The 18,509-nt window shown below is 60.1% G+C and carries 17 protein-coding genes; 13 read left to right on the forward strand and 4 right to left on the reverse strand.

Going from position 1 to position 18,509, the window contains the following annotated elements; genetic code table 11:
- Nucleotides 1-251 precede the first annotated feature (251 nt).
- Together MF6394_RS24050 and MF6394_RS24055 are read right to left on the reverse strand one after the other, a co-directional pair.
- Entirely contained in the window at nucleotides 252-848 is a 597-nt protein-coding gene (locus tag MF6394_RS24050) for a superoxide dismutase (protein ID WP_014719672.1), read from the reverse strand.
- 178 nt (nucleotides 849-1,026) lie between these two features.
- Nucleotides 1,027-1,626 carry a LysE/ArgO family amino acid transporter gene (locus MF6394_RS24055; RefSeq protein WP_032895568.1) on the reverse strand — a complete coding sequence of 200 codons (600 nt, stop codon included), beginning with the start codon at nucleotides 1,624-1,626 and terminating at the stop codon, nucleotides 1,027-1,029.
- Nucleotides 1,627-1,726: 100 nt separating this feature from the next.
- Here MF6394_RS24055 and MF6394_RS24060 point away from each other — a divergent pair, with 100 nt between their 5' ends.
- The 10 genes from MF6394_RS24060 (at nucleotide 1,727) to MF6394_RS24105 (ending at nucleotide 13,079) form a co-directional block, all read left to right on the forward strand.
- Nucleotides 1,727-2,620 carry a LysR family transcriptional regulator ArgP gene (locus MF6394_RS24060; protein WP_078467703.1) on the forward strand — a complete coding sequence of 298 codons (894 nt, stop codon included), beginning with the start codon at nucleotides 1,727-1,729 and terminating at the stop codon, nucleotides 2,618-2,620.
- Nucleotides 2,621-2,672: 52 nt separating this feature from the next.
- Nucleotides 2,673-3,671 carry an NAD-dependent epimerase/dehydratase family protein gene (locus MF6394_RS24065; RefSeq protein ID WP_044267744.1) on the forward strand — a complete coding sequence of 333 codons (999 nt, stop codon included), beginning with the start codon at nucleotides 2,673-2,675 and terminating at the stop codon, nucleotides 3,669-3,671.
- Nucleotides 3,672-3,798: 127 nt separating this feature from the next.
- Nucleotides 3,799-4,623 (forward strand): ATPase, encoded by an 825-nt coding sequence (locus MF6394_RS24070; protein ID WP_069557659.1) that lies wholly within the window; start codon nucleotides 3,799-3,801, stop codon nucleotides 4,621-4,623.
- Between the two features lie 233 nt (nucleotides 4,624-4,856).
- Complete coding sequence (locus MF6394_RS24075; RefSeq protein ID WP_078467704.1) at nucleotides 4,857-6,116, forward strand: D-mannose isomerase; 1,260 nt, start codon at nucleotides 4,857-4,859, stop codon at nucleotides 6,114-6,116.
- Between the two features lie 104 nt (nucleotides 6,117-6,220).
- On the forward strand, nucleotides 6,221-7,507 hold the full coding sequence (locus MF6394_RS24080) for an ABC transporter substrate-binding protein (RefSeq protein WP_003193767.1): 1,287 nt from the start codon (nucleotides 6,221-6,223) through the stop codon (nucleotides 7,505-7,507).
- A gap of 167 nt (nucleotides 7,508-7,674) precedes the next feature.
- Nucleotides 7,675-8,583 (forward strand): carbohydrate ABC transporter permease, encoded by a 909-nt coding sequence (locus MF6394_RS24085; protein WP_003193765.1) that lies wholly within the window; start codon nucleotides 7,675-7,677, stop codon nucleotides 8,581-8,583.
- Nucleotides 8,576-9,421: a carbohydrate ABC transporter permease gene (locus MF6394_RS24090; RefSeq protein WP_003193763.1), complete on the forward strand. Its 846-nt coding sequence runs from the start codon at nucleotides 8,576-8,578 to the stop codon at nucleotides 9,419-9,421. The genes MF6394_RS24085 and MF6394_RS24090 overlap by 8 nt, the downstream gene beginning before the upstream one ends.
- Before the next feature lie 2 nt (nucleotides 9,422-9,423).
- Nucleotides 9,424-10,584 carry an ABC transporter ATP-binding protein gene (locus MF6394_RS24095; RefSeq protein ID WP_044267736.1) on the forward strand — a complete coding sequence of 387 codons (1,161 nt, stop codon included), beginning with the start codon at nucleotides 9,424-9,426 and terminating at the stop codon, nucleotides 10,582-10,584.
- A gap of 204 nt (nucleotides 10,585-10,788) precedes the next feature.
- Nucleotides 10,789-12,135, forward strand: coding sequence for a carbohydrate porin (locus tag MF6394_RS24100; protein ID WP_078467705.1), 1,347 nt, complete (start codon nucleotides 10,789-10,791; stop codon nucleotides 12,133-12,135).
- A 98-nt stretch (nucleotides 12,136-12,233) separates the two neighbouring features.
- Nucleotides 12,234-13,079, forward strand: a complete 846-nt coding sequence (locus tag MF6394_RS24105; protein ID WP_047711647.1) for a D-hexose-6-phosphate mutarotase — start codon at nucleotides 12,234-12,236, stop codon at nucleotides 13,077-13,079.
- Between the two features lie 113 nt (nucleotides 13,080-13,192).
- Here MF6394_RS24105 and MF6394_RS24110 read toward each other — a convergent pair whose 3' ends face one another.
- Nucleotides 13,193-14,053: a MurR/RpiR family transcriptional regulator gene (locus MF6394_RS24110; protein WP_169856377.1), complete on the reverse strand. Its 861-nt coding sequence runs from the start codon at nucleotides 14,051-14,053 to the stop codon at nucleotides 13,193-13,195.
- 220 nt (nucleotides 14,054-14,273) lie between these two features.
- On the opposite strand from MF6394_RS24110, the gene zwf reads away from it, so the two are divergent.
- The 3 genes from zwf to MF6394_RS24125 are packed head-to-tail and all read left to right on the forward strand — an operon-like array spanning nucleotide 14,274 to nucleotide 17,123.
- Nucleotides 14,274-15,740, forward strand: coding sequence for a glucose-6-phosphate dehydrogenase (zwf, locus tag MF6394_RS24115; protein WP_047711646.1), 1,467 nt, complete (start codon nucleotides 14,274-14,276; stop codon nucleotides 15,738-15,740).
- The gene (gene pgl / locus MF6394_RS24120; RefSeq protein ID WP_078467706.1) at nucleotides 15,727-16,440 is read left to right on the forward strand and encodes a 6-phosphogluconolactonase; all 714 of its coding nucleotides are present in this window, start codon (nucleotides 15,727-15,729) and stop codon (nucleotides 16,438-16,440) included. The genes zwf and pgl overlap by 14 nt, the downstream gene beginning before the upstream one ends.
- Before the next feature lie 17 nt (nucleotides 16,441-16,457).
- Complete coding sequence (locus MF6394_RS24125) at nucleotides 16,458-17,123, forward strand: bifunctional 4-hydroxy-2-oxoglutarate aldolase/2-dehydro-3-deoxy-phosphogluconate aldolase (RefSeq protein WP_026067364.1); 666 nt, start codon at nucleotides 16,458-16,460, stop codon at nucleotides 17,121-17,123.
- A 203-nt stretch (nucleotides 17,124-17,326) separates the two neighbouring features.
- Here MF6394_RS24125 and MF6394_RS24130 read toward each other — a convergent pair whose 3' ends face one another.
- On the reverse strand, nucleotides 17,327-18,502 hold the full coding sequence (locus MF6394_RS24130; RefSeq protein ID WP_078467707.1) for an aminotransferase class V-fold PLP-dependent enzyme: 1,176 nt from the start codon (nucleotides 18,500-18,502) through the stop codon (nucleotides 17,327-17,329).
- Nucleotides 18,503-18,509: the final 7 nt, after the last annotated feature.

Here is an 18,509-nt window from a genome sequence, read left to right on the forward strand (position 1 = left end):
TATAACGTGATAGTCCTGACCGTTCAGAACGGGGTATGGAGATATGAGCGTATGGAAAAATCAACCGGTTAGAACCTGTGAGTTCTGACAGTTGTTTATAATGATTGGCTATGGCTTGGGTTGTTTGTAAGTATATGTAGGGAGGTGACTAGGCATAAAAAAACCGAAATCCAAAAAGGACTTCGGTTTTTTGAACGGATCACGGATTATTTGATAATCACTCAAATGACCAGCAGTGCGGCAAGCGTTGCTTAGGCAGTGAAGGCCTTACCTTCGAACTGCTCAGCCACGAACTTCCAGTTGACCAGGTTCCAGAACGCTTCCACATACTTTGGACGCACGTTGCGGTAGTCGATGTAGTAGGCGTGTTCCCAAACGTCGCAGGTCAGCAGCGGGGTGTCGCCGTTGGTCAGCGGGTTGCCGGCGCCGATGGTGCTGGCCAGGGCCAGGGAACCGTCAGCCTTTTTCACCAACCAGCCCCAACCGGAACCGAAGGTGCCGACCGAAGTCTTGGTGAACTCTTCTTTGAACTTGTCGAACGAACCGAACGCAGCGTTGATGGCTTCAGCCAGCGCGCCGGTGGGTTGGCCGCCGGCGTTTGGCGCCAGGCAGTTCCAGTAGAAGGTGTGGTTCCAGACTTGAGCGGCGTTGTTGAAGATGCCGCCCGAGGAAGACTTGACGATCTCTTCCAGGGTCTTGCCTTCGAACTCGGTGCCAGGCACCAGATTGTTCAGGTTCACGACATAGGTGTTGTGGTGCTTGTCGTGGTGGTATTCCAAGGTTTCCTTGGAGATGTGCGGCTGCAGGGCATCGTGTGCGTAGGGCAGCGGCGGCAATTCGAAAGCCATGATGATTCTCCTAATCAGGTCAGTTGCGGTGAGCGCAAGGCCGATCACGGGCGGCCAAACATGCGCCGGGGAGTTTGTACTCTTTGCGGCGCAGGGGTCCGATCATAGCACCGGGGGTGCGGCATAACCACGCAACAACTGTGTGGGATAGAGGTTCCAGCGCGTTTTGGAATATTGCTCAGGCGCTGATCAGTTGATAGGCCACCGAGAACATCATCGCGGCCACCAGCAGGTCCAGCAGGCGCCAGGTGGCCGGGCGTGCCAGCCAGGGTGCCAGCCATGCCGCGCCCAACGCCAGGGTGGCGAACCACAGAAACGAAGCACTGGCCGCACCGGCTACGTAGGCACCCGGTTCGGTTTGTTGCGCGCCCAGGGAGCCGATCAACAGGACCGTGTCCAGGTAGACATGGGGGTTGAGCAAGGTCACCGCCAGGGCGCTCAGCAATACGGCGCGCAATGAGCGCGTCTTGAGGCTGTCGCTTTGGTCCAGGCTCTGTTTCGAGCAGGCCCTGCGCAACGCGCATGCGCCGTACCACAGCAGGAACGCAGCGCCGCCCCAGCGTGCCACCGCCAGCAGTATCGGGCTCTGCGCCAGCACGGTGGCCAGCCCGAATACCCCAGCGGCCACTAGCAGTGCGTCGCAGATCACACACAGCGCCGCCACGGGTAAGTGATGTTCACGGCGCAGGCTTTGCGCGAGTACGAATGCATTTTGGCTGCCGATTGCCATGATCAACCCGAGGGCCACCAGCAAACCGTTCATATAGCTTTGCCACATAGAGGAAGATCCTTGTTGATGCTCAAACGATGCTGGCTATGGTGACGCTTGAGGTTGTATAAGAAAAACCAATATTGCTGATCGCTCATTAGAGAAACTGATGTTCGACTATAAATTGCTTTCCGCCCTGGCGGCGGTGGTGGAACAAGCCGGCTTTGAGCGCGGTGCCCAGGTGTTGGGGCTGTCGCAGTCCGCCATCTCCCAACGCATCAAGCTATTGGAGGCGCGCGTCGGCCAGCCGGTGTTGATACGCGCCTCGCCGCCGACGCCCACCGATATCGGCCGGCGCCTGCTCAACCACGTGCAGCAGGTGCGTTTGCTGGAGCGTGACCTGCAAAGCCAGGTGCCGGCCCTGGACGAGGAGGGCATGCCCGAGCGCCTGCGCATTGCCCTGAATGCCGACAGCCTCGCCACTTGGTGGGCCGAGGCAGTCAGCGACTTCTGCGCCGAACAGCATTTGCTGTTGGACCTAGTGGTCGAAGACCAGACCGTGGGCCTCAAACGCATGCGCGCCGGTGAAGTGGCGGCCTGCATTTGCGCCAGCGAACGCCCCGTGGCCGGTGCCCGCAGCCTGTTGCTGGGCGCCATGCGTTATCGGGCGCTGGCCAGCCCGGCCTTTCTGGCGCGGCATTTTCCTGAAGGTGTGCGGGCCGACCAATTGGCGCGCACGCCTGCGCTGGTGTTCGGCCCGGATGATTTTCTGCAGCACCGCTACCTGGCGTCCCTGGGCGTGGACGGTGGTTTCGAACACCATCTATGCCCGTCATCCGAAGGCTTTATCCGCCTGACAGAAGCTGGCCTGGGCTGGGGCCTGGTGCCTGAATTACAGGTGCGTGATCAGTTGGAAAGCGGCGTATTGGTCGAGTTATTGCCAGATAAGCCCATCGATGTGCCGCTGTACTGGCATCATTGGCGCAGTGGCGGGCAACTGTTGGGCTTGTTGACCGACCATCTGGCCGATGTGTGTGGCCATTGGTTGGTGCCGTTGGAGTGATGGCGCGCGTCAAGGCAACAGCGATGAAAAACGAAAGAACACGGAGTACGACATGAAAATTCTGGTCACCGGCGCAAGCGGCTTCATCGGCGGGCGCTTTGCGCGCTTCGCCCTTGAGCAGGGCCTGGACGTGCGGGTCAACGGGCGGCGCGCCGAGGGTGTGGAGCACCTGGTACGGCGCGGTGCCGAGTTTATCCAGGGTGACTTGAATGACGCCGACCTGGTGCGCGACCTGTGCCGCGATGTCGAAGCCGTGGTGCATTGCGCCGGCGCCGTCGGGCTGTGGGGCAAGTACCAGGACTTCCACCAGAACAATGTGCTGGTCACCGAAAACGTCGTCGAGGCATGCCTGAAACAGCGCGTCGGGCGCCTGGTGCACCTGTCGTCGCCGTCGATCTACTTTGACGGTCGCGACCATCTGGGGCTCACCGAAGAACAAGTGCCCAAGCGTTTCAAGCATCCCTATGCCGCCACTAAATACCTGGCTGAGCAGAAGGTCTTTGGCGCCCAAGAGTTCGGCCTGCAAGTGATAGCCCTGCGCCCACGGTTTGTTACCGGGGCCGGCGATATGAGCATCTTCCCGCGCCTGCTGAAAATGCAGCGCAAGAACCGCCTGGCGATCGTCGGCGACGGCTTGAACAAAGTCGACTTCACCAGTGTGCACAACCTTAACGAGGCGCTGCTCAGCAGTTTGCTCGCCACCGGCTCGGCGCTGGGCAAGGCCTACAACATCAGCAACGGCGCACCGGTGCCGATCTGGGATGTGGTGAACTACGTGATGCGGCAAATGGAGCTGCCCCAGGTGACCCGTTACCGCTCCTACGGTGTTTCTTACAGCGTGGCGGCCTTGAATGAAGCCTTCTGCGCGATGTGGCCGGGGCGGCCGGAACCGGCATTGTCGCGCCTGGGCATGCAGGTGATGAACAAAGATTTCACCCTCGACATCAGCCGCGCCAGGCATTATCTCGACTACGAGCCCAAGGTCAGCCTGTGGGCCGCGCTCGACGAGTTCTGCAGCTGGTGGAAAGCCCAGGACCCGGGCCGCCAATAAGCTCATAACCAGCAACACTTCGGGAACCCAATTCCAGGTTCCGAGTCGATCCATGCGCCGGGAGTGCGGTTTATACTCCTGCCGCTCGGCTTTGCAGCCAGCCATCTCATTGATTCAGGGTAGATTCATGCGTAACGATGCTAAAGACGACTTCGACAACGTTCCCAGCCTGCGGGCCGATATTGGGGATGACGATGATTTCGTGCCGACCGCCGCGACGTCGGTGCGTTCGCGAACGACGCCCGTGGTCAAGGTCAAGAGCGCCAGCACCGGCCCGTTGTGGGCACTGGTCGGCGCGCTGTTGATCGCCTTCGCGGGCCTGGCCTGGTGGAGCTTCCAGCAGATCTCCCTGATGGGCCAGCAGTTGGTCGCCACCCAGGAGAGTTTTGCCCGCATCAGCGAAGAAGCGGCCGGGCGCCTGCAGGCGATTTCCGGCAAGGTCGTGGCCAGCGAAGCCAATGTGAACAACGGCAGCGAAGCCTTGAAACTTCAGATCAAGCAGCTGGAAGCCCAGTTGCAGGAGCAGGGCAAGCAACAGTTGGGCGTCGCGGGGCAGGCCACCGAACTGGACAGCCGCCTGGCGCAGATGAGTGCCAGCACCACCGAACTGACAGCGGCCAACACCAAGCTGCAAGGCCAGGTGCAGGCCCTCACTGACGCGGTCGCCAGCCTTACGGCAGCGCAGGCCGAGGTCAAGGGCCTGGCCACCGATGTGGCCGCCTTGAAGAAACAAGGCAACCCAAGCGCGGCCATCGCCCGTCTCGAGCAGGACCTGCTGGTACTCAAGAGCGCCCAGGAAAACCAGCCGGCCAACGTCGACGCGCCGACCAACAAGGAATTCGACGTGTTCCGCATCCAGACCACGCGCAATATCACCACCTTGCAGAGCCAGGTGCAGAACTTGAATCAGCGCCTCAATGCGCCGGCTGCGGCCACCCCACTGGGCCAATGACCGCAAATCGTCCTCTGTAGGAGCGAGCTTGCTCGCGAAAAACGTTAACGATCACGCGGGTTTCCTGGATAAGCGTGGCGCTTGTTGGCTTTTCGCGAGCAAGCTCGCTCCTACATTAGGATTAGGGTGTTGATTGTCACCACTTGGTGACATTTGCCATCCCTTTCGTTACTTGCCCATCCCACGCCCTTGTTTAGACTCCGGTCATCCCAAAAAAACAATAAGGGCCACCCATGACCACCCATCCACTGCCTGCCAGCAGTTGGCTGAATGCACCTGCCCATCACGCTTGGCTCGCCGCCGAAGGCCAGCGGCTGCTGGCGTTCGCCAAGGCATCGCGCCTGCCGGACGGTTTCGGCAACCTTGACGATAAAGGCCAGTTGCCGGCCAATGCCCGCGCCGAAACCATGAACACCGCGCGCATGACCCACAGCTTTGCCATGGCCCATGCCATGGGGTTGCCGGGTTATGCCGAGTTGGTGGCGCACGGTGTGGCGGCGCTCAGCGGCCCGCTGCGCGACAGCGAGCACGGTGGCTGGTTCGCCGCGCCCCACGCGGCTGATGGCAACACCGGCAAGGCCGCCTACCTGCACGCCTTCGTGGCCCTCGCGGCCAGCTCTGCCGTGGTGGCCGGCGCGCCGGGTGCACAAACATTAATGAACGACGCCATCCATATCATCGAACAGTTCTTCTGGAGCGAAGAGGAGGGCGTCATGCTCGAATCCTTCGCCCAAGACTGGGGCGGCGTCGAAGCCTATCGTGGCGCCAACAGCAACATGCACGCCACCGAAGCCTTCCTGGCGTTGGCCGATGTCAGCGGTGATACACGCTGGCTGGACCGCGCGCTGCGCATTGTCGAGCGAGTGATCCACACCCACGCCGCCGGCAACCAGTTCATGGTGATCGAGCATTTCGACGCGCAGTGGAAGCCCTTGCTCGGTTACAACCAAGACAACCCCGCCGATGGCTTTCGCCCTTACGGCATCACACCCGGCCATGGTTTTGAATGGGCGCGGTTGCTGCTGCACCTGGAAGCTGCACGCCTCAAGGCCAAGCTGGCCACGCCGGACTGGCTGGTGAGCGACGCCAAAGGCCTGTTCGCCAGTGCCTGCGAGTACGCCTGGGCGGTGGATGGTGCGCCGGGCCTTGTCTACACTTTGGATTGGAACCAGCGCCCGGTGGTACGCGAGCGCCTGCACTGGACCCATGCTGAAGCCAGCGCCGCCGCTCAGGCGCTGCTCAAACGTAGCGGCGAGCTGCATTACGAAACCTGGTACCGGCGCTTCTGGGAATTTTGCGAAACCCACTTCATCGACCGGCTCCAGGGCAGTTGGCATCACGAACTCAGCCCGCACAACCAACCCAGCAGTAAAATCTGGGGCGGCAAACCTGACCTGTACCATGCCTGGCAAGCGGTCGTGCTGCCTGCATTGCCCTTGGCACCCAGCCTGGCCAGTGCATTGGGCAGCGGATGCTATGTCACCAAGTGGTGACATTTGTGCGTCCCTTTGTTACCTGCGCCCTGAAAATCCATGTTTAAACTCCGTGCAGCGCAAGCTCTAGACTTGCATGCATAACAACAAGAAAAGGTACTCAGATGAACGCGATTAATCGCCTCGCCGTCGCTATTTCCATTGCCTCGTTGTTCCCCCTCAGTGCATTTGCCGCCGACTCCAAAGGTACGGTGGAAGTGGTGCATTGGTGGACCTCCGGCGGTGAAAAAGCGGCTGTGGATGTCCTGAAGGCCCAAGTTGAGAAAGACGGCTTCACCTGGAAAGACGGTGCTGTAGCAGGCGGCGGTGGCGCCACTGCCATGACCGTGCTCAAAAGCCGCGCGGTCGCCGGCAACCCGCCAGGCGTTGCCCAGATCAAAGGCCCTGACATCCAGGAGTGGGCGTCGACTGGCCTGCTCGACACCGACGTGCTCAAAGACGTCGCCAAAGAAGAAAAATGGGATTCGCTGCTCGACAAGAAAGTCTCCGACACCGTGAAATACGACGGTGACTACGTCGCCGTGCCGGTGAATATCCACCGTGTGAACTGGCTGTGGATCAACCCGGAAGTCTTCAAGAAAGCCGGCATCACCAAGAACCCAACCACCCTCGAAGAATTCTACGCAGCGGGCGACAAGCTCAAGGCTGCAGGCTTCATTGCGCTCGCCCACGGCGGCCAGCCTTGGCAGGACAGCACCGTGTTCGAAGCGGTGGTGCTCTCCGTGATGGGCGCCGATGGCTACAAGAAAGCCCTGGTCGACCTGGATAACGGCGCATTGACTGGCCCGGAAATGGTCAAGGCCCTCACCGAGCTGAAGAAAGTCGCGACCTACATGGACGTCGACGGCAAGGGCCAGGACTGGAACCTGGAAGCGGGCAAGGTCATCAATGGCAAAGCCGGCATGCAGATCATGGGTGACTGGGCCAAGTCCGAATGGACCGCCGCCAAGAAAGTCGCCGGCAAGGATTATGAGTGCGTAGCGTTCCCGGGCACCGACAAAGCCTTCACCTACAACATCGACTCCCTGGCGGTGTTCAAGCAGAAAGACAAAGGCACTGCCGCGGGCCAGCAGGACATCGCCAAAGTGGTGCTGGGTGAAAACTTCCAGAAGGTGTTCAGCATTAACAAGGGCTCGATCCCTGTGCGTAACGACATGCTGACCAAGATGGAATCCTACGGTTTTGACTCCTGCGCCCAGACCGCCGCCAAGGACTTTTTGGCCGACGCCAAGACCGGTGGCCTGCAGCCAAGCATGGCCCACAACATGGCCACGACCCTGGCGGTACAGGGTGCGTTCTTTGATGTCGTGACCAACTTCATCAACGACCCGAAAGCCGACCCGGCCGACACGGCCAAGAAGCTTGGCGCGGCGATCAAGTCGGCCAAGTAACAGCTGTGGAGCGGGCTTGTGTGGGAGCGGGCTTGCTCGCGAAAGCGGTGTATCAGACAGCATGTTTGGTGACTGACCTGCTGCATTCGCGAGCAAGCCCGCTCCCACACGAGCCGCGTACCAGACGGTTCTGCTGCTAGTCCTTTTTCCCTGTACTGGATTTTCCCATGAGTTCTGTTGCTGTGTTCAGCAAGGCCTCGCCATTCGATGTGCTGCAGCGCTGGCTCCCTAAACTGGTGCTGGCGCCGAGCATGTTCATTGTGCTGGTGGGCTTTTATGGCTACATCCTGTGGACGTTCGTGCTGTCGTTCACCACCTCGACGTTCCTGCCCAGCTACAAATGGGCGGGCCTGGCGCAGTATCAGCGGCTGTTTGATAACGACCGCTGGTGGGTGGCGAGCAAGAACCTGGCCGTGTTCGGCGGCATGTTCATCGGCATCACCCTGGTGATCGGTGTGCTGCTGGCGATTTTCCTCGACCAGAAAATCCGCCGCGAAGGCTTTATCCGCACCATTTACCTGTACCCGATGGCGCTCTCCATGATCGTCACCGGTACCGCCTGGAAATGGCTGCTCAACCCGGGCATGGGCCTGGACAAACTCCTGCGGGACTGGGGCTGGGAAGGCTTCCGTCTCGACTGGCTGATCGACCCGGACCGCGTGGTCTACTGCCTGGTGATCGCTGCTGTGTGGCAAGCCTCGGGCTTTATCATGGCGATGTTCCTCGCCGGCCTGCGCGGCGTTGATCAGTCGATCATTCGTGCTGCACAGATCGACGGCGCGAGCTTGCCGCGCATCTACTGGAGCGTGGTGCTGCCCAGCCTGCGTCCGGTGTTCTTCAGTGCGGTGATGATCCTGGCGCACATTGCGATCAAGAGCTTCGACCTGGTGGCGGCAATGACCGCAGGCGGCCCGGGCTACTCGTCCGACCTGCCGGCGATGTTCATGTACTCGTTTACCTTCAGTCGTGGCCAGATGGGCATGGGCTCGGCCAGTGCAATCCTGATGCTCGGTGCGATCCTCGCGATCATCGTGCCGTACCTGTATTCCGAGCTGAGGACCAAGCGCAATGACTAGTCTCGCCGCCAAACCTGCCATCAGCCTGAGCCGCATCGCGATTTACGCGGTGCTGATCCTGGCGGTGCTGCTGTACCTGGTGCCGCTGGTGGTGATGCTGCTCACCAGCTTCAAGACCCCGGAAGACATCAGCACCGGTAACCTGCTGAGCTGGCCCACCGTGGTCAGCGGCATCGGCTGGGTCAAGGCCTGGGCCACCGTGGATGGCTACTTCTGGAACTCGATCAAGATCACCGTTCCTGCTGTGCTGATCTCTACCGCCATTGGCGCCTTGAACGGCTACGTGCTGTCGTTCTGGCGCTTTCGCGGTTCGCAGTTGTTCTTCGGCCTGCTGCTGTTCGGCTGCTTCCTGCCGTTCCAGACCGTGCTGCTGCCCGCGTCGTTTACCCTCGGCAAGATGGGCCTGGCCAGCACCACCACCGGCCTGGTGTTTATCCACGTGGTCTACGGCCTGGCGTTCACCACGCTGTTCTTCCGTAACTACTACGTGAGCATCCCGGATGCGCTGATCAAGGCCGCACGCCTGGACGGAGCGGGGTTCTTCACCATCTTCCGCCGGATCATCCTGCCGATGTCGACGCCGATCATCATGGTCTGCCTGATCTGGCAGTTCACCCAGATCTGGAACGACTTCCTGTTCGGTGTGGTGTTCTCCAGCGGCGACTCCCAGCCCATCACGGTAGCGCTGAACAACCTGGTCAACACCAGCACCGGGGCCAAGGAATATAACGTGGATATGGCGGCGGCGATGATCGCCGGGCTGCCGACCCTGCTGGTCTATGTGATCGCAGGCAAGTATTTCGTGCGCGGCCTCACGGCCGGCGCGGTCAAGGGGTAATCATGGCTACGCTTGAACTTCGCAATGTAAACAAGACCTATGGCGCCGGCCTGCCCGACACCTTGAAGAACATCGAACTGTCGATCAAGGAAGGCGAGTTCCTGATCCTGGTCGGCCCGTCGGGCTGTGGTAAATCCACGCTGATGAACTGCATCGCCGGCCTTGAGACCATCACTGGCGGCGCGATCATGATCGGTGATCAAGACGTGAGCGGCATGAGCCCCAAGGACCGTGACATCGCCATGGTGTTTCAGTCCTACGCGTTGTACCCGACCATGAGCGTGCGCGAGAACATCGAGTTCGGCCTCAAGATCCGCAAGATGCCGCAAGCCGACATCGACGCCGAAGTGGCTCGCGTGGCCAAGCTGCTGCAAATCGAGCACTTGCTCAACCGCAAGCCGGGCCAGTTGTCCGGTGGCCAGCAACAGCGTGTGGCCATGGGCCGTGCCTTGGCGCGTCGGCCGAAGATCTACCTGTTCGACGAACCACTGTCTAACCTTGACGCCAAGCTGCGCGTCGAGATGCGTACCGAAATGAAGCTGATGCACCAGCGTCTGAAAACCACCACCGTCTACGTGACCCACGACCAGATCGAAGCGATGACCCTGGGCGACAAAGTGGCGGTGATGAAGGACGGGATCATCCAGCAATTCGGCACGCCGAAGGAAATTTACAACGACCCTGCCAACCTGTTTGTGGCAAGCTTTATCGGTTCACCACCGATGAACTTCGTTCCCATGCGCCTAAAACGCCAGAACGGTGATCTGGTGGCGGTGCTCGACAGCGGCCAAGCCCGTTGCGAGTTGGCGCTGGGCATGAATGACGCCGGGCTGGAAGACCGCGATGTGATCCTGGGCCTGCGCCCGGAGCAGATCGTGCTGGCAGCGGGCGAGGGTAATGGCTCGTCGAGCATTCGTGCCGAAGTGCAGGTGACTGAGCCGACCGGCCCGGACACCCTGGTGTTTGTGCAGCTCAACGACACCAAGGTCTGCTGCCGTTTGGCGCCGGACGTGGCACCGCAAGTGGGCGAGACCCTGACCTTGCAGTTCGACCCGGCCAAGGTATTGCTGTTTGACGCCAAGACCGGCGAGCGATTGGGCACGGCGGCTTCATTGCCGGCACAGGGGCATGCCGACAATGTGACCCAGTTCAAGGGCCGCTAAAGCATCGTGTAGGAGCGAGCTTGCTCGCGAAGGTCGTTAACGATAACGCGGGCATCCTGGATGAGCGCAGTGACCTTGAGTTTTTCGCGAGCAAGCTCGCTCCTACAGTAATGTGGTTAATGGTTAACTCGTTGTTTTAGCTAAAAAAATGTAACCCGCGTTAGATAAAAACAGTTTAATAACAATAAAGACGAGGATGTAGGGATGAAAAAGCAACACAACAACACCCGGCTGATCTGCCAACTGTCAGCGGCAGCAGCCCTTGTATTGTCCGCCAATGCGATGGCGGCCGATGCATTCAGCGCCGATTCCAAGTGGATGACCGGCGATTGGGGCGGCGAGCGTACCAAGCTGATCGAGCAAGGTATCGACATCAAGGCCGACTACGTTGGGGAGATGGGCTACAACGCTCACGGTGGCTACAACGACGACAAGACCGGTCGCTACTCTGACCAGTTTGGTCTTGGCGTGGCACTGGACCTGCAAAAACTGTGGGGCTGGGATAACACCCAGGCCAAGATCCAGTTGACCAATCGTAATGGCCAGAACATTTCCAATGACCGCATTGGCGACCCGCGTGCCGGCACCTTGAGTTCCTCGCAAGAAGTGTATGGCCGTGGCCACATGGTGCGCCTGACCCAGTTCTGGATTCAGCACCAGATGTTCGACAACAAGTTGGACGTGAAGCTCGGTTACTTCGGTGAAGGCGAAGACTTCAACACCTTCCCTTGCGACTTCCAGAACCTGTCGTTCTGCGGTTCCCAGGTCGGTAACTACGTCAATACCTGGTACAACTGGCCGGTCGCCCAGGCCGCTATCCGCGTGAAGTACAACATCACGCCTGAGCTGTATGCGCAAATCGGTGCCTACAACCAGAACCCTTCGCAGCTGGAGCACGGCAACGGCTTCAAACTCAGCGGCAGTGGTACCAAGGGCACCGTGATCCCGGTGGAATTGGTCTGGTCGCCGAAGGTTAATAACCTGCCGGGCGAATACCGTGTGGGCTTCTATAAAAGTGCGGCCGATGCTCCGGATGTACGTGAAGACGTCAACGGTAACGATGCGGTCCTCAGCGGCGCCGACTTCCGTACCCGCAGCAGCAAGAAAGGTTACTGGTTCGTTGCGCAACAGCAACTCACCACCCATAACGGCGACGCTTCCCGTGGTCTGAACATCGCAGCCAACGCGACCTTCCATGACAAGGAAACCAACCTGGTCGACAACTACCAGTCGTTGATGCTGGTGTACAAAGGCCCATTCGATGCGCGTCCAAAAGATGACGTCGGCATTGGCGTCGCTCGCCTGCATGTCAACAATGATGTGAAGAAGAACTCTGAGCTGCTCAACGACGCCAGGGGCGTGATCGACTACGACAATCCGCTGTACACGCCGATTCGTGAGACTGAGTACAACGTCGAACTCAACTACGGTTTCCACGTCACCAACTGGCTGACTGTGCGTCCGAACCTGCAGTACGTTGTCCAGCCTGGCGGCGTGGATAAAGTCGACAACGCGCTGGTAGCGGGCCTGAAAATTCAGTCTACGTTCTAACGCTGTTGCGATAAGCTCCTCTCTCTGTGCGCATTTGCGGGTAGCCATGGCTATCCGCTTTTTTTTGCGTGGCACTGTGATATTCGGGACCTGGGCACATGCACGAGCAACCGCTGCAACGCTTTTTCAAATCCCTGCGCGAGCGGCCTGTGTTCGCCTGGGAGCGCTTTCAGATGCGCGACGTGTTGGTGATCGATCATCCGCTGTGCCAGGCGGTGTTCAGTCGCCAGGGCGCACAACTGTTGCACTTTCAGCCCACCGGCCAGAAGCCCTGGCTGTGGTGCGCAGCCAAGTGGCCGCAGGTCGGCGCCATTCGTGGCGGCGTGCCGGTGTGCTGGCCGTGGTATGGCCGCCACCCCAGCGAAAATGCCTGGCCTTCCCACGGTTGGGCCCGCTTGATCGACTGGAAACTGCTCGACAGCAGCACCGATGACGACGGCGTGCGCCTGCACTGGCAATTGCAACTGTGCGACTGGCAGGTGGACTTGCACGCGCACCTGGGCGACACCCTGGAACTGCGCCTGAGCACCGAGCATCACGACGAGCTGCCGTGCCAGTTGAGCCATGCATTGCACGCTTACTGGCGTATTGGTCACGTTGATGAGGTAGCGCTGTCTGGGCTTGAAGGGGCGCAAGGTTATGACCAGCTCAATCGCCAGGTTTGCCAGCAGGAAGGCGAATTGCGGGTCGATGGTGGATGCCAGCGGGTGTTCCAGCATGAGGGTGAACTGCAGCTCAAGGACCACGCCTGGCAGCGTGAACTGTGCATCGACACGGGCGACACTGCCGACACCGTGGTGTGGCACCCGGGGAGCCGACCGCTGTTGGGCGTGAGCTTTAACGAAGCGTCGGGGTTTGTGTGTGTGGAGGCGGCGATGGCGGCGGCGAGCCTGGCGCCGGGGGAGAGGGCGCATCTGAGTTTGCAGGCGCGGGCTGGAGCTTAGCGGTGTGGCTGATGGCGCTATCGCAGGCAAGCCAGCTCCCACCTTTGGAATGCATTTCCCTGTGGGAGCTGGCTTGCCTGCGATAGCGCCGGTACTGCTGGCAGGGCTGCCTGCTAGTTGAACTCATCCCCCACCGGATACCGGCTGTCATTCAAGCTCTCTTTGATCTTGCGCAAATGCGGCTGGAAATCCACCCCACGACGCAAGGTCATGCCGGTCGCCAGCACATCCAGCACGGTCAACTGGATGATCCGAGAAGTCATCGGCATGTAGATATCGGTGTCTTCCGGCAACGGGATGTTCAGGCTTACCGTACTGGCCTTGGCCAGCGGCGAGTTCTCGGCGGTCACGCCCAACACTGATGCACCGTTTTCCCGAGCGATACGCGCCACTTCCACCAGCTCGCGGGTACGGCCAGTGTAGGAAATGATCACGAACAACTCGCCGGTGTGCGCCACCGAGGCGATCATGCGTTGCATCAGCACGTCGGCGTGGGCGGTCACTGCCAGGTTGAAGCGGAAGAACTTGTGCAGCGCGTCCATGGCCACGGGAGCCGAAGCGCCCAGGCCAAAGAAGTGGATTTGCCGCGCCTGGATCAACAAGTCCACGGCCTTGCTGATCAGCGCCGGGTCCAGGGCCTGGCAGGCGCTGTCCAGAGAGGCAATGGCGCTGCCAAAGATCTTCTGGGTGTAGGCCTCGGGGTTATCATCGGCCTCTACGGCGCGGCTGACATACGCGGCGCCACTGGCCAGGCTTTGCGCCAACTGCAATTTAAGTTCAGGGTAGCCGCTGACACCGAACGAACGGCAGAAACGGTTGACCGTCGGTTCACTGACCGAGGCGGCCTGGGCGAGGGCGGCGATCGAGAAGCGTGTGGCCTGCTGCGGGTTGAGCAGGATCACTTCAGCGACTTTGCGCTCGGCCTTGTTCAATTCTTCGAGGCGGTTCCGGATCTGTTCCAGAAGATTTCGCACGCGGTCCATTCAGTCTTTCCTTCGGGCGACGATGCAAATAAAAAGGCGGTAACCAATCGATGAGTGGCTTTTCGCGGTGGCCTATCCTACTGAGGGTAGCTGAACACCACCACTCGCAATGCGTATTTCCGGAAAATGTTGTGGTTATTACTACATTTTTCCTTGAGTGATGCCTTGAAAAAAGGTATTTGTAGCTTAACTTGATAAAAGAACAAACATCATGCCTTCGATAACCGTGGAACCCTGCACCTTTGCCCTGTTTGGCGCCTTGGGTGATCTGGCGCTGCGCAAGTTATTTCCTGCCCTTTATCAACTCGATGGCGCCGGGTTGCTGCACGACGACACGCGCATCCTGGCCCTGGCCCGTGAAGCCGGCTCCGAGCAGCAACACCTGGCCCACATCGAAAAAGAATTGCGTAAATACGTCGGCAAAGAGCTCGACGAAACCGTGGCCCAGCGTTTCCTCGCACGCCTGGCTTATGTGCATGTCGACTTCATGAAAGCCGACGACTACGTCGCCCTGGCCGAAAAAGCCGGCAGCGATCAACGCCTGATTGCCTACTTCGCCACCCCGGCGGCGGTGTACGGCGCGATCTGCGAAAACCTGTCAAAGGTCGGCCTGGCGGAAAATACCCGCGTGGTGCTGGAAAAACCCATCGGTTCGGACTTGGAGTCGTCGCGCAAGGTCAATGACGCCGTGGCGCAGTTTTTCCCGGAAAACCGCACCTACCGCATCGACCACTACCTGGGCAAAGAGACGGTGCAGAACCTGATCGCCCTGCGTTTCGCCAACAGCCTGTTTGAAACCCAGTGGAACCAGAACTACATCTCCCACGTGGAAATCACCGTGGCCGAGCAGGTTGGCATCGAAGGCCGTTGGGGCTATTTCGACAAGGCCGGCCAGCTGCGCGACATGATCCAGAACCACCTGTTGCAACTGCTTTGCCTGATTGCCATGGACCCGCCGGCCGACCTGTCCGCCGACAGCATCCGTGACGAGAAGGTCAAGGTGCTCAAGGCCCTGGCGCCAATCAGCCCCGAGGGCCTCACCACTCAAGTGGTGCGCGGTCAGTACATCGCCGGCTACAGCGCTGGTAAAGCCGTGCCGGGTTACCTGGAAGAAGACAATTCCAACACCCAGAGCGACACCGAGACGTTCGTTGCCCTGCGTGCCGATATTCGTAACTGGCGCTGGGCCGGCGTGCCGTTCTACCTGCGTACTGGCAAGCGCATGCCGCAAAAGCTGTCGCAGATTGTCATCCACTTCAAGGAACCGTCCCACTATATCTTCGCCCCCGAGCAGCGCCTGCAGATCAGCAACAAGCTGATCATCCGCCTGCAGCCGGACGAAGGCATTTCCTTGCGCGTGATGACCAAGGAGCAGGGCCTGGACAAAGGCATGCAACTGCGCAGCGGGCCACTGCAACTGAATTTTTCCGACACCTATCGCAGCGCACGCATCCCTGATGCCTACGAGCGGTTGTTGCTGGAAGTGATGCGCGGCAATCAGAACCTGTTTGTTCGCAAAGATGAAATCGAAGCCGCGTGGAAGTGGTGTGACCAGTTGATCGCCGGGTGGAAAAAATCCGGTGATGCGCCCAAGCCGTATGCGGCCGGGTCCTGGGGGCCGATGAGCTCCATTGCACTGATCACGCGGGATGGGAGGTCGTGGTATGGCGATATCTGAATTGAAACTGCCTCAGGGCGTCACTGCCCATGAGTACCGTACGCCTGCGCTGCTGGCCGATGGCCTGGCCAATGACGTGGCCGAGCAACTGCGCGGGGCCATCAGTGCCCGTGGCGAGGCGACGTTGGTGGTGTCCGGTGGCCGCAGCCCCGTGGCGTTTTTCCAGAACCTGGCCAAGCAGGGCCTGGACTGGTCCAAGGTCACCATCACCCTGGCCGATGAACGCTGGGTGCCGGTCGAACACGCCGACAGCAATGCTGGCCTGTTGAAGCAACACCTGCTGCAAGGTCTGGCGGCCAAGGCGAAGTTCTTGAGCCTGTACAGCCCTGCCGCCAACCTAGAAGACGCTGCCGAGCAGGCCGATCGCCTGCTGGGCGAGTTGCCAGCCATTGATGTGCTGGTGCTGGGCATGGGCGATGACGGTCACACCGCATCGCTGTTCCCCAACAGCCCCAACCTGAGTGAAGCGCTGAAGGCCGACGGTACCCGCCGTTGCTGGCCGATGCTGGCGCCCACTGTGCCGCACCAGCGCCTGACCATGAGTCGTGCGTTGCTGGCCACGGCCGACTACACCGTGCTGTCAATTTCCGGCAGTTCGAAATTGACGACCTTGAGCGCCGCCCTGGCCAGCGACGATGTTGCTGCCATGCCGATTCGCGCGTTTTTGCAACCTACTCTAGAGATTTACTGGTGCCCATGAGCCAAGGATCAGCCGCTATGAAAAGCCCTCAACCGACCGTGTCCATGGCGGATAAAGTTGCCTTGATCGACAGCCTCTGCGCCAAGGCGCGGATCCTGCCGGTGATCACCATCGCCCGCGAGCAGGACATCCTGCCGTTGGCCGACGCCCTGGCAGCCGGCGGTTTGACCGCGCTGGAAGTGACCCTGCGTTCCGAGTTCGGCCTTAAAGCCATTCAGGTCTTGCGCGAGCAGCGCCCTGAGCTGTGCACCGGTGCCGGTACCGTGCTTGATCGTCACATGCTCGAAGCGGCAGAAGTGGCAGGCTCGCAATTTATCGTCACCCCCGGCATCACCCGTGACTTGCTGGAAGCCTCGGTGCACAGCCCGATCCCGCTGCTGCCGGGCATCAGCAATGCCTCCGGCATCATGGAAGGCTACGGCCTGGGTTATCGCCGCTTCAAACTGTTCCCGGCTGAAGTCAGCGGTGGCGTTGCGGCCATCAAGGCCCTTGGCGGCCCGTTCGGCGAAGTCAAATTCTGCCCGACTGGCGGTGTTGGCCCGGCCAATATCAAGAGCTACATGGCATTGAAGAACGTGATGTGCGTGGGCGGCAGCTGGATGCTGGATCCGGAGTGGGTCAAGAACGGCGACTGGGCGCGTATCCAGGAAGTCACTGCCCAGGCGCTGGCGCTGCTGGACTGAACTGATTTATCGAATCGTTGTTGCTGTGCTTAACGGCATTTTTGCGGCGCACTTGGTCGGTGTGCCGCTTTTTTTTGCCTGTAAAAACCTCAAACACATCGCCGTTCTGAAGGTGGGAGCTGGCTTGCCTGCGATAGCTATTTATCAGTTAGCCCATCTTTGGCTGATACACCGCTATCGCAGGCAAGCCAGCTCCCACAGTTTTAATCGGTGTTTAGTTGGGTGATCGCGTGGACCAGCGCATTGATGTCCGCCGCCGACGTCACCAGCCCCGGCGTCACCCGGATACAGGTACCAAACGCCGCGCCCGTGCGCGTAGTGGTGAAAAGGCCGTACTCCTTGAGCAACCGGTCCACCATCACCTGCTGATCCCGCCCGATGAACTTGAAGGCGGTGATCCCGCAATACAGTCGCGTGTCATCCGAAGTCAGCACTTCAATCCCCGGCAACGGCCGCACCTGGTTCACCCACAGGTTGCGCAGGTGATTGACGCGTGCGCCCTTGGCCGCAGCGCCACCCAATTGTCGATGCTCTTCAAACACCAGGGGCAAAGTCATCAGTGCGGGGAAGTTCGGCGTGCTGTAGGACGTACGGGCTCGCACATCGGTGGCCGGGTAGTGGAATTCACCCATGTCCGGGTCGATATCGGCCAGGCGCTCCGGTGCGATGTACAAAAAGCCCAGGGTCAGCGGTGCGCCGATCCATTTGTGCAGGTTGAAGCCTGCGAACTGAATGCCCAGTTCGGCCAGGTTGAATTCGATCTGGCCCAATGCGTGGGCGCCGTCGAGGATCACGTCGATTGCGCGTTCGCGCGCGGCCTTGGCAATGGCCGCAACCGGCATGACCAGCCCGGTGCGGTGGGTTACATGGGTCAAGGCCATGAGCTTCAGGCGCGGGTACTGCGCGAAGGCCTCGTGATAAGTCTGTATCAGGCTGTCGAAACTGGCCGGGTGGGTGTGGGCCACCTCTATCACTTCCACGCCGCGAGTCGCTGCCAACCAGCGCATGGCGCCTTTGACCGTGTCGTACTCCAGGTCGCTGATCAGCACCTGGTCGCCCGGTTGCAGGCGGTTGTAGTGGCGGATCAGCGACTGCAAGGCTTCGGTGGCGTTACGGGTGAAAGCGACCGACTCCGGGTCGACATCAATCAACCCGGCCAACTGGCGGCGTATCTCGATGTTTTCGCCCTGCTCAAAACGCTGGCGCACATGCACCGCGTTGCTGCGGTTGATAAAGCTGATGTGCTCAAGATATTGGGCCTGCACCGCCCGGCTCATGCGCCCGAAGTAGCCGTTTTCCAGGTTGATCGGGCCGGGCTCGCACTCGTAACGCTGAGCGATGGCGTGCCAGTGCGGTTCGTTATCAGCATTCCTTGGCATGGCGAAT

This window comes from Pseudomonas sp. MF6394 (assembly GCF_002018845.1).
Classification (GTDB): domain Bacteria; phylum Pseudomonadota; class Gammaproteobacteria; order Pseudomonadales; family Pseudomonadaceae; genus Aquipseudomonas; species Aquipseudomonas lactis.

Excerpts from the sequence above, each read along its gene's own strand:
- MF6394_RS24050 (WP_014719672.1), bottom strand. The coding sequence starts at position 848 with ATGGCTTTCGAATTGCCGCCGCTGCCCTACGCACACGATGCCCTGCAG.
- MF6394_RS24055 (WP_032895568.1), bottom strand. The coding sequence starts at position 1,626 with ATGTGGCAAAGCTATATGAACGGTTTGCTGGTGGCCCTCGGGTTGATC.
- MF6394_RS24060 (WP_078467703.1), top strand. The coding sequence starts at position 1,727 with ATGTTCGACTATAAATTGCTTTCCGCCCTGGCGGCGGTGGTGGAACAA.
- MF6394_RS24065 (WP_044267744.1), top strand. The coding sequence starts at position 2,673 with ATGAAAATTCTGGTCACCGGCGCAAGCGGCTTCATCGGCGGGCGCTTT.
- MF6394_RS24070 (WP_069557659.1), top strand. The coding sequence starts at position 3,799 with ATGCGTAACGATGCTAAAGACGACTTCGACAACGTTCCCAGCCTGCGG.
- MF6394_RS24075 (WP_078467704.1), top strand. The coding sequence starts at position 4,857 with ATGACCACCCATCCACTGCCTGCCAGCAGTTGGCTGAATGCACCTGCC.
- MF6394_RS24080 (WP_003193767.1), top strand. The coding sequence starts at position 6,221 with ATGAACGCGATTAATCGCCTCGCCGTCGCTATTTCCATTGCCTCGTTG.
- MF6394_RS24085 (WP_003193765.1), top strand. The coding sequence starts at position 7,675 with ATGAGTTCTGTTGCTGTGTTCAGCAAGGCCTCGCCATTCGATGTGCTG.
- MF6394_RS24090 (WP_003193763.1), top strand. The coding sequence starts at position 8,576 with ATGACTAGTCTCGCCGCCAAACCTGCCATCAGCCTGAGCCGCATCGCG.
- MF6394_RS24095 (WP_044267736.1), top strand. The coding sequence starts at position 9,424 with ATGGCTACGCTTGAACTTCGCAATGTAAACAAGACCTATGGCGCCGGC.
- MF6394_RS24100 (WP_078467705.1), top strand. The coding sequence starts at position 10,789 with ATGAAAAAGCAACACAACAACACCCGGCTGATCTGCCAACTGTCAGCG.
- MF6394_RS24105 (WP_047711647.1), top strand. The coding sequence starts at position 12,234 with ATGCACGAGCAACCGCTGCAACGCTTTTTCAAATCCCTGCGCGAGCGG.
- zwf (WP_047711646.1), top strand. The coding sequence starts at position 14,274 with ATGCCTTCGATAACCGTGGAACCCTGCACCTTTGCCCTGTTTGGCGCC.
- pgl (WP_078467706.1), top strand. The coding sequence starts at position 15,727 with ATGGCGATATCTGAATTGAAACTGCCTCAGGGCGTCACTGCCCATGAG.
- MF6394_RS24125 (WP_026067364.1), top strand. The coding sequence starts at position 16,458 with ATGAAAAGCCCTCAACCGACCGTGTCCATGGCGGATAAAGTTGCCTTG.
- MF6394_RS24130 (WP_078467707.1), bottom strand. The coding sequence starts at position 18,502 with ATGCCAAGGAATGCTGATAACGAACCGCACTGGCACGCCATCGCTCAG.